Source organism: Demequina pelophila, from assembly GCF_000971175.1.
Taxonomy (GTDB): domain Bacteria; phylum Actinomycetota; class Actinomycetes; order Actinomycetales; family Demequinaceae; genus Demequina; species Demequina pelophila.
The window spans coordinates 975,349-988,055 of the sequence record NZ_BBLY01000001.1 but is presented as its reverse complement, the minus strand read 5'-3'; the positions used below and the strand labels follow the sequence as shown (position 1 = coordinate 988,055).

At 73.2% G+C, this 12,707-nt stretch carries 11 protein-coding genes; 3 read left to right on the top strand and 8 right to left on the bottom strand.

What is annotated here, in order from left to right:
* Positions 1-39: 39 nt before the first annotated feature.
* Genes AOM03_RS12655 through AOM03_RS04560 form a run of 4 tightly spaced genes read right to left on the bottom strand, consistent with a single transcriptional unit; the run spans position 40 to position 2,889 of the window.
* Positions 40-444, bottom strand: a complete 405-nt coding sequence (locus tag AOM03_RS12655) for a GNAT family N-acetyltransferase (RefSeq protein ID WP_176564416.1) — start codon at positions 442-444, stop codon at positions 40-42.
* Positions 441-1,145, bottom strand: a complete 705-nt coding sequence (locus AOM03_RS04570; RefSeq protein WP_062378583.1) for a CE1759 family FMN reductase — start codon at positions 1,143-1,145, stop codon at positions 441-443. The genes AOM03_RS12655 and AOM03_RS04570 overlap by 4 nt, the downstream gene beginning before the upstream one ends.
* On the bottom strand, positions 1,142-1,708 hold the full coding sequence (locus tag AOM03_RS04565) for a MarR family winged helix-turn-helix transcriptional regulator (protein ID WP_227589880.1): 567 nt from the start codon (positions 1,706-1,708) through the stop codon (positions 1,142-1,144). Before AOM03_RS04565 ends, AOM03_RS04570 begins: the two co-directional genes overlap by 4 nt.
* Positions 1,705-2,889 (bottom strand): LLM class flavin-dependent oxidoreductase, encoded by a 1,185-nt coding sequence (locus AOM03_RS04560; RefSeq protein WP_062378582.1) that lies wholly within the window; start codon positions 2,887-2,889, stop codon positions 1,705-1,707. The genes AOM03_RS04565 and AOM03_RS04560 overlap by 4 nt, the downstream gene beginning before the upstream one ends.
* A gap of 308 nt (positions 2,890-3,197) precedes the next feature.
* Between AOM03_RS04560 and AOM03_RS04555 the strand changes: the two genes are divergently transcribed.
* Both AOM03_RS04555 and AOM03_RS04550 read left to right on the top strand, forming a co-directional pair.
* Positions 3,198-3,563: an ArsR/SmtB family transcription factor gene (locus AOM03_RS04555; RefSeq protein WP_062378581.1), complete on the top strand. Its 366-nt coding sequence runs from the start codon at positions 3,198-3,200 to the stop codon at positions 3,561-3,563.
* Positions 3,560-5,200: a SulP family inorganic anion transporter gene (locus AOM03_RS04550; protein WP_062378580.1), complete on the top strand. Its 1,641-nt coding sequence runs from the start codon at positions 3,560-3,562 to the stop codon at positions 5,198-5,200. Before AOM03_RS04555 ends, AOM03_RS04550 begins: the two co-directional genes overlap by 4 nt.
* A 35-nt stretch (positions 5,201-5,235) precedes the next feature.
* Here AOM03_RS04550 and AOM03_RS04545 read toward each other — a convergent pair whose 3' ends face one another.
* The 4 genes from AOM03_RS04545 to AOM03_RS04530 form a co-directional block, all read right to left on the bottom strand.
* On the bottom strand, positions 5,236-6,009 hold the full coding sequence (locus tag AOM03_RS04545) for a fructosamine kinase family protein (protein WP_062379200.1): 774 nt from the start codon (positions 6,007-6,009) through the stop codon (positions 5,236-5,238).
* A 35-nt stretch (positions 6,010-6,044) separates the two neighbouring features.
* Positions 6,045-7,481 carry an MFS transporter gene (locus AOM03_RS12970; protein ID WP_062378579.1) on the bottom strand — a complete coding sequence of 479 codons (1,437 nt, stop codon included), beginning with the start codon at positions 7,479-7,481 and terminating at the stop codon, positions 6,045-6,047.
* A gap of 23 nt (positions 7,482-7,504) precedes the next feature.
* Positions 7,505-9,745 carry an exo-beta-d-1,3/1,6-glucosidase gene (locus tag AOM03_RS04535; protein ID WP_062378578.1) on the bottom strand — a complete coding sequence of 747 codons (2,241 nt, stop codon included), beginning with the start codon at positions 9,743-9,745 and terminating at the stop codon, positions 7,505-7,507.
* A 208-nt stretch (positions 9,746-9,953) separates the two neighbouring features.
* A complete protein-coding gene (locus AOM03_RS04530; RefSeq protein WP_062378577.1) occupies positions 9,954-11,927 on the bottom strand; it encodes a M3 family metallopeptidase in 1,974 nt (657 codons plus the stop codon).
* 184 nt (positions 11,928-12,111) lie between these two features.
* On the opposite strand from AOM03_RS04530, the gene AOM03_RS04525 reads away from it, so the two are divergent.
* Positions 12,112-12,681: a hypothetical protein gene (locus AOM03_RS04525; protein WP_082092102.1), complete on the top strand. Its 570-nt coding sequence runs from the start codon at positions 12,112-12,114 to the stop codon at positions 12,679-12,681.
* Positions 12,682-12,707 lie beyond the last annotated feature (26 nt).

Genomic DNA, 12,707 nt, shown 5'->3' with positions numbered 1-12,707 from the left:
GGTGGCGAGGGCGCGAGGCGCGCGGGGTGGTGGGCCGATTCAGTCCTCCGGCCAGTCGACCTCCGCGTTGGGGACCTCGTTGCGGCGCAGGTAGCGCGCCATGAAGGGGCAGCGGGGGACGATGCGCTCGCCGCGACGTGCCGCGTCCGCCAGGGTGTCTCCCGCGAGGCGTCGGCCCAGGCCCTGGCCGCCGTAGGCGTCGTCCACCTCCGTGTGCGTGAAGACGATGCGCCCCTTGCGCAGTCGGAAGTCGGCGAAGCCCGCGAGCGCGTGGTCGACGAGCAGTTCGTAGCGGCCGCGCTCGGCGTTGCGGACCACCTCGACCGCGCGGGTTCCGTATTCGTTCGCGCCGGCGGCGCCGTCGGCCGGCGCACTCGCCGCGCCGTCGGCCGGCGCACTCGCCGCGCCGTCGCCCGCGGCGGAGGCCGCTCCGTCGCCGGTCACGCCGGCCCCCGCGGATCGAACGGGTCGTCGTCCCCCGAACGGAGAGACCCGCCGGTGGCGAGACGCATCATGTCGGAGTCGAGGTCGATCCCCAGCTCGGTGCCCCCGGCGGAACCGTAGGTGTGCTGGTAGCTGCCCCATGCATCGTCCCTCACCGCGCGTGCGAAGCCGGAATCCATGAGCAGGACAAGCTCGCGCGCGGCGCGGTCGATGCGCTGGCCCAGGGCCTTGTCGGTCCAGTCCTCGGTGGAGGCGAACAGGCTCGTGGGCACGGGGAGGGTCCGCAGGTAGGCGAAGAGGGCGCGCATCTCCTCGTCGACCACGAGGGCGTGCCGGGCGGTGCCGGCGGTCGCGGCGAGGATCACGGGCCTGCCGATGAGGAGGTCGTTGTCGAGCACCTGGAAGAAGCTGGTGAACAGCCCCGAGGCGCCCGCCTTGTATACGGGCGTGGCCACGACGAGGGCGTCGGCGGCGACCAGGGCGTCGACCGCTTGCGTGAAGCGCGGGCCCAGGAGCTGGCTCGACAGGGCCGCGGGAAGCTCCGGAAGGAGCTCGCGGAGGTCGACCGTGGTCACGGAGACGGCGTGACCACGCTCGCGAGCGAGTGCGCTCACTCGCTGGGTGGCGCGGTCCGCGAGCAGGCGGGTCGAGGACGGGTCGGACACGCCGGCGCTCACGACGACGAGGCGGAAGTCGGTCACGAGGGCTCCTGAGGGGTCGGGGTGGGCATGGTGGCCGGGGAGGGCGCTGGCGCCGAGGACGGGGTCGAGGCCGCGAGCCTGCGGTTGAGAGACTCGAGGAGGGCGAGCTCCTCGTCGGTCAGCGCCGCGGTCATGGCGGCCGCGACCGAGCGGCCGTGCGCGAGGCCGATGCGCCGCTGCAGCGCGCGCCCCGCCTCGGTGAGCGAGACGTGGGCCGCGCGGGCGTCGCGGGGGTCCGCGCAGCGGCCCACCAGGCCGCGCTCGACCAGGCGCTCGACCAGCCGGGACAGGGCGGGCTGGCTCAGCATGACGTGCTTGCCCAGCTCGGAGATGCGCTGCGGCTCGTCGCGCTTGGCCAGCGTGTAGAGCACGTCGTACTCGCGCATGGAGACCTCGGACCACATGTCCTCCGCGCCGAAGCGGCGCATCAGGTGGGTGTGGGCCGCGAGGAGGGACTCCCACGCATCGTTCGCGAGGACCGTGCGGGTGCGGCGGCTGGCGGCAGGCGCCGGCGCCCCCGCGATCTGCGCGTCCGGCGCCGCCGGCGTCACGGGCGCGCTCACGGCGCCGGGTACGCGGAGACCTCGGCCTCCGAGTCCTGGTAGGGAGAGCCGCCGGTGACGTTGTCGCCCCGGTTGGCGTTGGGGCGCGGCTGGCGCGGCTCGGCGTCGCCGTACTTCGCCTTGACGAGGCTCGCGTGCGTGGGCGGCTCGGCGGCCTCGGGGTCGCGGCGCGCGGCGAGCTCCTCGCGCAGCACCGGCACCACCCGCTCGCCCAGCAGGTCGAGCTGCTTGAGCACGGTGTCGACGGGGAGGCCGGCATGGTCGATGAGGAACATCTGGCGCTGGTAGTCGCCGAACGCCTCGCGGAAGGTGAGGGTCTTGTCGATGACCTCCTGCGGGCTTCCCACCGACAGGGGGGTCATCTCCTCGAAGTCCTCCATGGACGGGCCGTGGCCGTACACCGGCGCCTCGTTGAAGTAGGGCCGGAACTGGGCGTGCGCGTCCTGGCTGTTCTCCGCGAGGAAGGCCTGGCCGCCGAGCCCGACGATCGCCTTCTTCTGCGGCCCGTGGCCATAGTGCTCGAAGCGCTGGCGGTAGAAGCGGATGAGCCGCTGGTAGTGCTCCTTGGGCCAGAAGATGTTGTTGGCGAAGTAGCCGTTGCCGTAGAACGCGGCCTGCTCGGCGATCTCGGGGGTGCGGATCGAGCCGTGCCACACGAACGGCGGGGTGTCGTCGAGCGGGCGCGGCGTCGAGGTGAAGCCCTGCAGCGGGGTGCGGAACTGGCCCTCCCAGTCGACCACGTCCTCGCGCCACAGGCGGTGCAGGAGGTTGTAGTTCTCGAGCGCGAGCGGCAGGCCCTGGCGGATGTCCTGGCCGAACCACGGGTACACCGGCGCGGTGTTGCCGCGGCCCAGCATGAGGTCCATGCGGCCGCCCACCAGGTGCTGGAGCATCGCGTATTCCTCGGCCAGGCGGACCGGGTCGTTCGTGGTGATGAGCGTCGTGGAGGTCGTGAGGATGAGGCGCTCGGTGAGTGCGCCGATGTGCGCGAGCAGCGTGGTGGGGGAAGAGGAGAAGAACGGCGGGTTGTGGTGCTCACCGATCGCGAAGACGTCCAGGCCCACCTCCTCGGCGTGCACCGCGATGCGCACGATCGCGTCGATGCGCTCCTTCTCCGAGGGGGTGTAGCCGCTGACCGGGTCGCGGGTGATGTCCGAGACGGACATGATGCCGAACTGCATGGTGCCTCCTCCGTGCGGGGCGAGGTGCCCCGCCCTTCAAATATATGCGTATGCATGTAATAAGCGCCAGGGGTGCGGGGATATTCCGGAGGGACGATGCGCGGGGTCGGCAGGGATCGAGGAGGCCGGCGCGGTGCCGGCGGACGATGCGCGGGGCCGGGTCAGGCCGGGCCCGGTGGATTGGTCCGGGTGCGGTGCCGGCGGTCGCGGGTGGCTTGCCGCCTCACCTGGGCCGGACGTCAGGGGTGATGGTCCCGCGGCCTCCATATGATGATTCCATCAAGTCATCAAAAGCGGGAGGGTGGCCCATGGACTCCGGGCGTCCGTTGAACGAGGTCAAGTCGGAGCTGTTCAAAGGATTGGCGCACCCCGTGCGGATCCGGGTGCTCGAGCTGCTCGCCGAGCACGGCGCGCTGGGCGTCTCGGAGATGCTCGACCAGACCGGGTTGGAGGCCTCGCACCTGTCGCAGCACCTGCGGGTGCTGCGCGGCGCCGGGCTTGTCGCCTCGGAGCGCAGCGGCAGTCAGGTGACCTACCGGCTCGCCCACGCGAGCGTGGCGGACCTGCTTGGTGCGGCGCGCATCGTCCTGAGGGACGTGCTCGACACCCGCCGCGACCAGGCGGACGTCTTCGCCCGCGAGGCGGACCTCCTCGCCGAGGAGGCGGCCCGATGACCGCCACCGGACTGCGCGGCCTCCTGCCCGGCCGCCGCGACTATGCCGACCTGCCGCGCACGTGGCGCGGCGACCTGCTCGCCGGCCTGACCGTGGGCATCGTCGCGCTGCCGCTCGCGCTCGCGTTCGGCGTGTCCTCCGGCGCGGGCGCCGAGGCGGGCCTCATCACGGCGATCGTCGCCGGCGTGGTCGCCGCGGTCTTCGGCGGCTCGCACGTCCAGGTCTCCGGCCCCACGGGCGCGATGGTCGTGGTGCTCGCGCCCATCCTCGCCGAGCGAGGCCTGGGGGCGCTGGCCCTGGTGAGCGTGCTCGCGGGCATCTTCGTGGTGCTCGCCGGCGTGGCACGGCTGGGTCGCCTCGTGGGCCTCATCCCGTGGCCGGTGCTCGAGGGCTTCACGTTGGGCATCGCGGTGATCATCGGGCTCCAGCAGATCCCGGCGGCCCTGGGCATCGACTCCGGGTCCCTCCACGGCAACGCGATCGCCGCGGCCGGCCAGGCGATCGCCACCGCCGACTGGGCCGCGGCCTGGCCCACGCTCGCCGTCGTCGCGGGCGTCGCGGCCGTCATGCTGCTCGTGCCGCGCCTCACGCGCGCGGTGCCCGGCTCCGTGATCGCGATCGCGCTCGCCTCGATCGCCACGAGCCTCATCCCCAACGACATCGCGGACATCGGCGAGCTGCCGGCGGGCCTGCCCATGCCCGCGCTCCCGGCGATCACCCTCGACGGGCTCACCCCGCTGATCCTGCCCGCGCTCACGGTCGCGGCCCTCGCCGCGATCGAGTCGCTCCTGTCCGCCCGCGTCGCCGCGTCGCACTCTGACACCGGCGCCTACGACCCCGACCGCGAGCTCGTGGGCCAGGGCCTCGCCTCGATGGCCGCGGGCGTCTTCGGCGGCATGCCCGCCACGGGCGCGATCGCGCGCACCGCGGTCAACCTGCGCTCGGGCGGCCGCACGCGCCTCGCCGCGGTCACGCACGCGCTGGTGCTGCTGGCGATCGTGATGATCGCCTCGGGCGTCGTGGCGCATATCCCGCTCGCGGCGCTGTCCGGCGTGCTCATGGTGACCGCCGCGACCATGGTCCACGGTCGCACGGTGCGGGCGATCCTGCGCAGCTCGCGCTCGGACGCCGTCATCTTCGTCATCACGGCGATCATCACGGTGACCGTGGACCTCATCTACGCCGTCGCGATCGGCATCGCGGTGGCCGCGCTGTTCGCGCTGCGCCAGCTCGCGAGCTCCGGAGGCGTGCACCGCGAGGAGCTCGCGGGGCCGGTGGCGCCCGGCGACGACCGCATCGCGGTGCTCCGCCTCGACGGCGCGTTGTTCTTCGGCGACGCGCAGCGGGTCCTCGACCGGGTCGCGCGGATCGACGGCGTGCGCGTGGTGATCCTGCGCATGTCGCAGCTTCAACTGCTCGACGCGACCGGTGCGCAGGTGCTCGCCGAGCTCATCGCGGGCCTCGAGCGCCGCGGCGTCACCGTGCTGGTCAAGGGCGTCCAGGATCGGCACGAGCGGCTGGTCGAGCACGCCGGGGTGCGCGGCGCCCTGGGCCACGAGAACCACGTCTACGACGACCTCGCCGAGGCGGTCGCGCACGCGCGCGAACTGGTGGCGGGGGAGCGCTCGCCAGCCTGACGCTCGGGCGGCCCGACGCTCAGGTGTCCCGACGCTCAGGCGGGCAGCGCGAGGACCCGGGCCGCCGCATCGGCCAGGGCCACGCCGTAGTGGCGGCCCTGACCGGCGGCGTGGACCGCGAGCGGGTGGAGCTGGTGGAGGGGGAGGCGGTCGCGCCACCCGGGCCGCAGCGGCGCGGCCTCGGCGTAGCCGGCGAGGATCGCGTCGAGGTGCGGGGCGCCGAACAGCGCGAGCATCGCCAGGTCCGTCTCGGGGTGGCCGCCGTGCGCGGCCGGGTCGATGAGGACCGCCCCGCGCGCGTCGAACAGCAGGTTGCCCGCCCACAGGTCGCCGTGGATGCGGGCGGGCGGCGCGTCGTCGTCCAGGTCGCCGGCGCCGATGCGCGCGCACGCCTCGCGCACGCGCGCGGCCTCGCGCGCGGTGAGGAAGCCCGCCTCGAGCGCGGGCGGCAGGAACGAGAGGACCCGCGCCTGGGCGTAGAACGCGCCCCAGGACGATGCGGTGGTGGCCGGCATGCCCCGCTCGCCGATGAACAGGGGGCCGTCCCAGCCGTCCGGCCGGGCGCCCCACGCGGGCGCGCCCGCGGCGTGGGTGCGGGCCAGGTCGCGGCCGAGCGCGTGGGCCGCCGCGGGGGTGGGGTGGGCGGGGACGATGCGCTCGAGGACGATGCTCTCGTGCGCCACCGAGGCGACGGCGACGGTGCGGGCGCCGCCCGCCGCCGCGAGCCAGCGCAGGCCTGCGGCCTCGGCCTCGAAGAACCCGGCCGGGGCGTCCGGGCGGTGCTTGGCGAAGGTGTCCGCGGTCTCCACGCGGGTCGGGAGTCGGCGCGGGCGCCACCGCAGGTTCACTGAGCGCCGCCGTGCGCGGCGAGGGTGAGCGCCTTGGGGGTGAGCACGCGCGCGAGCAGCAGCACCATCACCGCGGAGACGGGCATCAGCGCGAGGCCGACGCGGATGGAGAAGGAGTCCGCGAGCAGCCCCACCAACGGCGGAGAGACCAGGAAGCTCGCGCGCAGCAGCCAGCCCAGGTAGGTCAGCGCGGCGCCGTGCTTGAAGCCTGGTAGCTCGTCGGCGACGGCCATGGCGGACGGGATGAGGGTGGCGACGCCGAAGCCCGCCGCTCCGAAGCCCAGGATGGTGCCCGGGACGGTCGGGAGGGCGAGCGCGGTGCCCATGCCGAGCAGGCCGATCGCGGCGCCCGTGCGTGCCACCGCCCGCTGCCCCCAGCGGTCGACCATCCGGTCGCCCGTGATGCGGCCCACGAACTGGAACAGCTGCAGCGCCACGAATCCCAGCGCGGCGAGGGTGGCGCCGGCGCCCAGCTCGTCGCCCAGGTAGCTCGCACCCCACGTGGCTCCCGCGTCCTCGACCCAGGTGCCGGACATCGCGATGACTCCGAGGGCGACCAGGGTGAGCCACGTGCGGCCCGCGACGCCTGGGCGCGCCGTGGCGCCGTGGGCGGTTGTGGGGTCGGCTGTGTGCTGGGTGGAGACGTGCGGGGCGGCGACGGCGGGGGCGTCGGCGAGGGAGCCCGACGAATCGTGGGTGAGCTCGTCGGGGTTGGGCACGCTGTGGTGGGGCGCATCGGGGGCGGGAGCCTCTGCGGTGGGAGCGCCGGTGGCGGGGGCATCGGGGGTGCGCTCGTCGGGCGCCGCGGCGTCCGTGCGCGGGTCCGGCCCTGTCAGCAGCATCGGGTGTCCCACCAGCACCACGACGGCGACGAGGACGGCGACGCCCAGCAGGTGCCACGACAGCGGGATCCCCAGCCCGGCGGCCGCGCCGCCCATGAGTCCGCCGGCGACGGCGCCGATCGACCAGATGCCGTGCATCCCGTTGAGGATCGAGCGCCCGTACCCGCGCTGGACGCGCAGGCCGTGCGCGTTCTGGGCCACGTCGGCGACGGCGTCGAAGGCGCCCGCGAAGAACAGCGCCCCCGCGAAGACCCAGCCGTTCGGCGCGAGGCCCGCCACGACCACGGCGGCTGCGATCGCGATCATGCCGGCCGTGCCCACGCGCGCGGACTGGAATCGACGCAGCAGCGCCCCCGCGCTGAGCCCGAGCACCAGGGCGCCCACCGGCATCATGGCGATCGCGAGGCCGAACTGCGTGTAGCTGAGCCCCAGGTCGACGCGCACCTGGGGCAGCCGGGGCACCAGGTTGGCGTACGCGATGGCGTTGGTGAGGAACAGCAGGGCCACGCCCAGCCGGGCCCGTCGCAGGCGCCTCGGGGGCGACGTGGACGGGCCCGACGCGGGGCCGGAGGCCGCGGGGACGGCGGTCATGGGCTCAGGCTACGGGCACGTGCTCAGGCGACGGTGAAGTCCGCGGCGAGGAGCTGGTCGCGGCGGGAGGACGGACCGATGAGCGCCTGGAACGCGCCGGGCTCCACCACGCGCTCGCCCCGCGCGTTGACGATCGAGCACTCCGCGACCGGCACGGTCACGGTGGCGTCGACGGACTGGCCGGGCTCGACGGTCACGTGAGCGACCGCCTTGAGCTCGCGGTCGGCCCACGTCGCGGACGTGGTGACGTCGCGGATGTACAGCTGCACCGTCTCGAGGGCGGGCCGGTCGCCGGTGTTGGTGAGCGTGACCGTCGCCTCGACGGCGTCGTCCATCCCCAGGTCCGTCGCCGCGAGGCGCGCGTCCGAGTACTCGATGGTCGTGTACGACAGCCCCTCGCCGAACACCCACGCGGGACGCTGCGTGAGGTCCGCGTAGCGCGTGCCGTGCTGGGCGTCGATCTGGTTGTAGTAAGTGGGCTGCTGGCCGGCGTGGCGGGCGAAGGAGATGGGCAGGCGGCCGGACGGCTCGATGCGGCCCAGCAGCAGCTCGGCCACCGCGGTGCCGCCCTGCATGCCGGGGTTGGCGGCCCACACGATCGCGGCCGCGCGGTGCGCGGACGGGGGGAGCACCAGCGGCTTCGAGGCCACGACGACCACGATCACCGGCGTGCCGGTGCGCTCGAGCGCGTCGAGCAGGGCGACCTGGGCGCCCACCAGCTCGAGGGTGGCCGTCGACTTCCCCTCGCCCACCAGCTCGATGCGGTCGCCCACGACGGCGACCACCGCATCGGCCCCCGTGGCGGCCTCGACGGCCGCCGCGATCATCGCCTCGTCGGGCTCGCACGGCACGACCACCTGGGGGCGGGGCTGGCCGTCGGCGAAGAAGGCGCCCTCCGGGTCGGGGCCCGTGGTGAGGATGTCCGCGCCGCGGGCGTAGGTCACCTCGCACGGCGCGAGCGCGCGCAGGCCGTCCAGGACGGTGGCGATCTGCTCGCGCGGGTGACCGTGCATGAGCCAGTCGGCCTGGCCGGAGGCGCCGGCCCAGTCGCCCAGGGTCCAGTCGGCGTCGTCGGCGTTGGGGCCTACCACCGCGATCCGCGACGGCGCGCGACCACCACGCTCGAGCGGCAGGGTGCCGTCGTTCTGGAGGAGGACCAGGGACCGACGCGCGGCCTCGAGGTTGAGCTCCGTGTGCTCGGCGCAGGCGATGACCTCGCGCTGGCGCTCGGGGTCCGCGCGGCGCACGTCCTCGAACAGGCCCAGGTCGAACTTGAGGGTGAGGATGCGGGCGACCGCCTCGTCGATGCGCTGCTCGGACAGCAGGCCGTGGGCGACCGCGTCCTGGGCGCCCTGGAAGAAGTCGGGCGTGCACATGATCATGTCGTTGCCCGCGTTGACGGCGGCCGCGGCGGCGTGGCCGTAGTCGGGGAACAGGCGCTGCTCGCGCATGAGGTTGCCCACGTTGTCCCAGTCGGTGATGAGCGTGCCCGTGTAGCCCCACTGGTCGCGCAGGACGTCCTTGAGCAGCCACTCGTTGACGGTGATCGGGACGCCGTCGGTGGCCTGGTAGCCCAGCATGAAGGTGCGGCAGCCCTCGCGGGCGACGCGCTCGAACGGCGGCAGGAACCAGGACGCGAGCTTGCGGCGAGACAGGTCCGCCTCGGAGGCGTCGCGGCCGCCCTGGGTCTCGGAGTAGCCGGCGAAGTGCTTGGCGGTGGCGAGGATGGCCGTCGGGTCGGACAGTCCGTCGCCCTGGTAGCCGCGGAACAGCGCGGACGCGAGCTCGCCGATGAGCCACGGGTCCTCGCCGAACGTCTCCGAGATCCGGCCCCAGCGCAGGTCGCGCGTGAGGCACAGGACGGGGGAGAAGGTCCAGTGGATGCCGGTGGTCGCCACCTCGCGGGCGGTCGCGCGGCCGATGCGCCGGACCAGGTCGGCATCGAAGGTCGCCGCCATGCCCAGCTGGGTGGGGAAGATCGTGGCGCCGTCGAAGAAGGAGTGGCCGTGGATGCAGTCCTCGCCGACCAGCAGCGGGATGCCCAGGCGCGTGCGCTCCTGCAGGGTGTGGGCCTCGTCGAGGCGCTCGGGCGAGGCGTGGAGGATCGAGCCGACGTGGAACTCCTCGATGACGTGGGGCACGCCGTCGTAGGTGTGCATCTGCATCATCTGGCCGACCTTCTCCGGGAGCGTCATGCGGGAGATGAGGTCGGTGACGCGCTCCGGGGTGGGCAGCGTGGCGTCGAGGTAGGCGGGTGCGGACATGCGGATCCCTTTCACGGCGATGTGCTTCGTGGTGATTTGTACCACGGCCCGGGCGCCGTGTCGAAACGCTTCGACAGGGCGGGGTGGAGTGCGCCGCAGCGTCTCCGGAGGTGCTCATTGCCCATTTCGAGCCGAAACGGGCAATGAGCACCTCCCGGGGCGCATCCCGGGTGCCGCGGGTGCGGCGGGCCGCAGCGGGCCGCGAGGTTCAGCCCGCGAGGGAGCCCAGCCAGTCGCGGTACGCCTGCGTCGAGTAGGGCCGTCCCAGGAAGTCCTCGATGAGCTGCGCCGCGGGCTTCTCGCCGCCGGGTGAGAGCACCAGGTCGCGGTAGCGGCGCGTCACGGCGGGGTCGGTGAGGTGCTCGGGGTCGAACGCCGTGAACAGGTCCTTCGCGATCGACAGGCTCCACTGGTAGGTGTAGTAGCAGGCCGAATACCCCGTGAGGTGGCCGAACGAGCAGTACTGGCGCGTGCCCGGGATGGGATCGCGCACGTCCATCTCGCGCTCGATCTGCTCCGCGACCGGCGCGATGTCCGTCGGGTGGTCGCGGTGCAGGCGGTAGGAGAGCGTCGCGTAGGTGAGCTGGCGGCAGGTGAGCAGGCCCTCGCAGAAGTCGCGGCTGGCGCGCAGCGCGTCCACGAGCTCCGCGGGGATCGGGTTGCCGTCCGCATCGGTCGCGAACTCCTTGAGCACCTCGTGGGAGTAGGCCCACTCCTCGAGCAGCTGCGAGGGCGCCTCGACGAAGTCCCACTCGCCCGCCTCCGACAGCCCGGCGAGGCGCGCGAAGCGGCCGTGACCGGAGAAGATAGCGTGGACCAGGTGGCCGAACTCGTGCAGGAAGGTCAGCAGGTCGTCGAACGTCATGAGCCCGCGCGGGAAGTTGCACACGAGCGACGCCTCGGGCAGGTGGCGCCCCTCGAGTCCGTTGACCAGCGGGAAGCAGGCCATGTGGCCGAACTTGCCCTCGCGCGGGTGCATGTCGAGGCGGATGCGGCCGATGCGCTCGCCCTCCGACATCACGTCGTACGCCGTCACGTCCGCGTCCCACGAGGGTGCGTCGACGGGCTCGTACGACACGTCGAAGAGGCGGCCGGTGAGGTCGAGGATGCCGTCGCGCACCTTGGCGAAGTCGATGTAGCGGCGCACCTCGTGCGGCGAGACCCCGAACAGCTCCTCCTTGAGCACCTCGATGTAGTAGCGGTTGTCCGCCGCGGTGAGCTCCGTGGCGTCGGGCACGTCCTGGCGCAGACGGGCGAGCAGTCGCTCCCGATCGGCGAGCCCCGCCGGTCGGGCGGCGGTGTTGACGTCCGCGATGAACTCCTCGATCGCGTCGCCGGAGGGCATCATCATGGTCGCGACCGCGTAGTCGGGGAAGTCGGGGTAGCCCAGGAGGCGCGCCTTCTCGTCGCGGAGCTCCAGCAGGCGGGCGAGCACCGCATCGTTCTCCGGGTAGGCGCGCAGGTAGTCGGCCTCGAGGAGCTGCCGGCGGGCGGCCCGGTCGCGCGACATGTCCATGAACGGCACCAGGTCGGGGTAGTCCGTGGTGATGGTGACGAGGCCCTCGTCGTCGGCCGGGTGCGAGGCCTTGAAGTCCTCGGGCAGCCCGTCGAGCGCCTCGGCGGGGACCCGGACGCGGCCCACGGCGTCGCGGATGTTCTCGGAGAACTCGGTGGTCGCCTCGGAGATCGCCGAGTTGAGCTCGGTGAGCCGGGCGCGGGTGGCGTCGTCGAGGTGGGCGCCCTGAAGGCGGAAGTCGAGCAGGGTGAGGTCCCGCGCCCGGGCGGCCAGCGCATCGTCCGGGGTGGTGGTCGCCTCGATCGCGGCGAACAGCGCCGGGTCCGAGTCGCGCTCGAGGCGGAACCGGACCACCTCGTTGTGCAGGTCGGAGCAGGCCTTGCGGACGTCGGCGTCCGGGTGGACCTCGGACAGGGCGGAGGCGAACTGCTCGGCGTGCATCACCAGGGTGGCGGCGGCGTCCCACGTTGCCAGCGCATCGGCGTCGCCCGCGTCGCCCGCGTCGCCCGCGCCACCCGCGCCGCGCGCGCCCCCTGCGCGCCCCGCGCGCACGCGCGCGAGAAGCGCGCGCGCCTCGTCGAGGCGGCTCCCCACATAGTCGCGGGAGAAGTTGAGCCAGGGCTCGTCGTGGGCGGGCAGGGTGAGGGGAGGAAGCGCATCGGTCATGCCTCGATGCTAGGCGGCGGGGCGCGAGACCCGTGACGGAGCCGTGAACGTCGCGTTGCGAGCGAGTGACGATTCCCGCGTTTTCGTCGCGTACCTGCCGAGATGCCCGACAGACGGGAGTAGCGTGAGGGAGCGGGTTCTATGCCGCGCGTGGCGGCGACCCGTGCATCGGAGGGAGAACAACATGACCGATACGGAGGCGTCGAGTACGACGACCAGCCGCAGCCGCTTCGGATGGGCCATGCTGTCCATCACGCGCATCGCGCTCGGCTTCTACTTCCTGTGGGCCTTCCTGGACAAGTTCCTGGGCCTCGGCTTCTCGACCTGCCGCACCGCGGCGGAGGACGGCTCGTTCACGATCGACGCGTTCTGCGAGCGGGCGTGGATCAACGGCGGCGCCATCACCGAGGGCTACCTGGTCTACGGCGGCAATGTGAACAGCCCGTTCAACGCGTTCTTCGTCGAGCTCGGCGGCCAGCGCTGGACCGACTGGCCGTTCATGCTGGGCCTGCTGGGTGTGGGCCTCGCCCTGATCCTGGGCATCGGCACCAAGGTGGGCGCGTGGGCCGGCACGGCCATGCTGCTCATGATGTACGCGACCCAGATGTGGCCGACCACCAACCCGGTCCTCGACGACCACATCGTCATGGCGCTCGCGATGCTCGCGATCGTCTACGTGGAGCTCGCGCACCAGTCCATCGGATTGGGCAAGTGGTGGCGCGGACTGGTCGGGGAGAAGAGCTGGCTGGTCTGACGCGGGGCGACGCGCCCCCGGCCGAG

What these genes read in the sequence shown, in the direction of transcription:
- AOM03_RS04560 (WP_062378582.1), bottom strand. Translation starts at nt 2,889, where the DNA reads ATGCAGTTCGGCATCATGTCCGTCTCGGACATCACCCGCGACCCGGTC.
- AOM03_RS04555 (WP_062378581.1), top strand. Translation starts at nt 3,198, where the DNA reads ATGGACTCCGGGCGTCCGTTGAACGAGGTCAAGTCGGAGCTGTTCAAA.
- AOM03_RS04550 (WP_062378580.1), top strand. Translation starts at nt 3,560, where the DNA reads ATGACCGCCACCGGACTGCGCGGCCTCCTGCCCGGCCGCCGCGACTAT.
- AOM03_RS12970 (WP_062378579.1), bottom strand. Translation starts at nt 7,481, where the DNA reads ATGACCGCCGTCCCCGCGGCCTCCGGCCCCGCGTCGGGCCCGTCCACG.
- AOM03_RS04535 (WP_062378578.1), bottom strand. Translation starts at nt 9,745, where the DNA reads ATGTCCGCACCCGCCTACCTCGACGCCACGCTGCCCACCCCGGAGCGC.
- AOM03_RS04530 (WP_062378577.1), bottom strand. Translation starts at nt 11,927, where the DNA reads ATGACCGATGCGCTTCCTCCCCTCACCCTGCCCGCCCACGACGAGCCC.
- AOM03_RS04525 (WP_082092102.1), top strand. Translation starts at nt 12,112, where the DNA reads ATGACCGATACGGAGGCGTCGAGTACGACGACCAGCCGCAGCCGCTTC.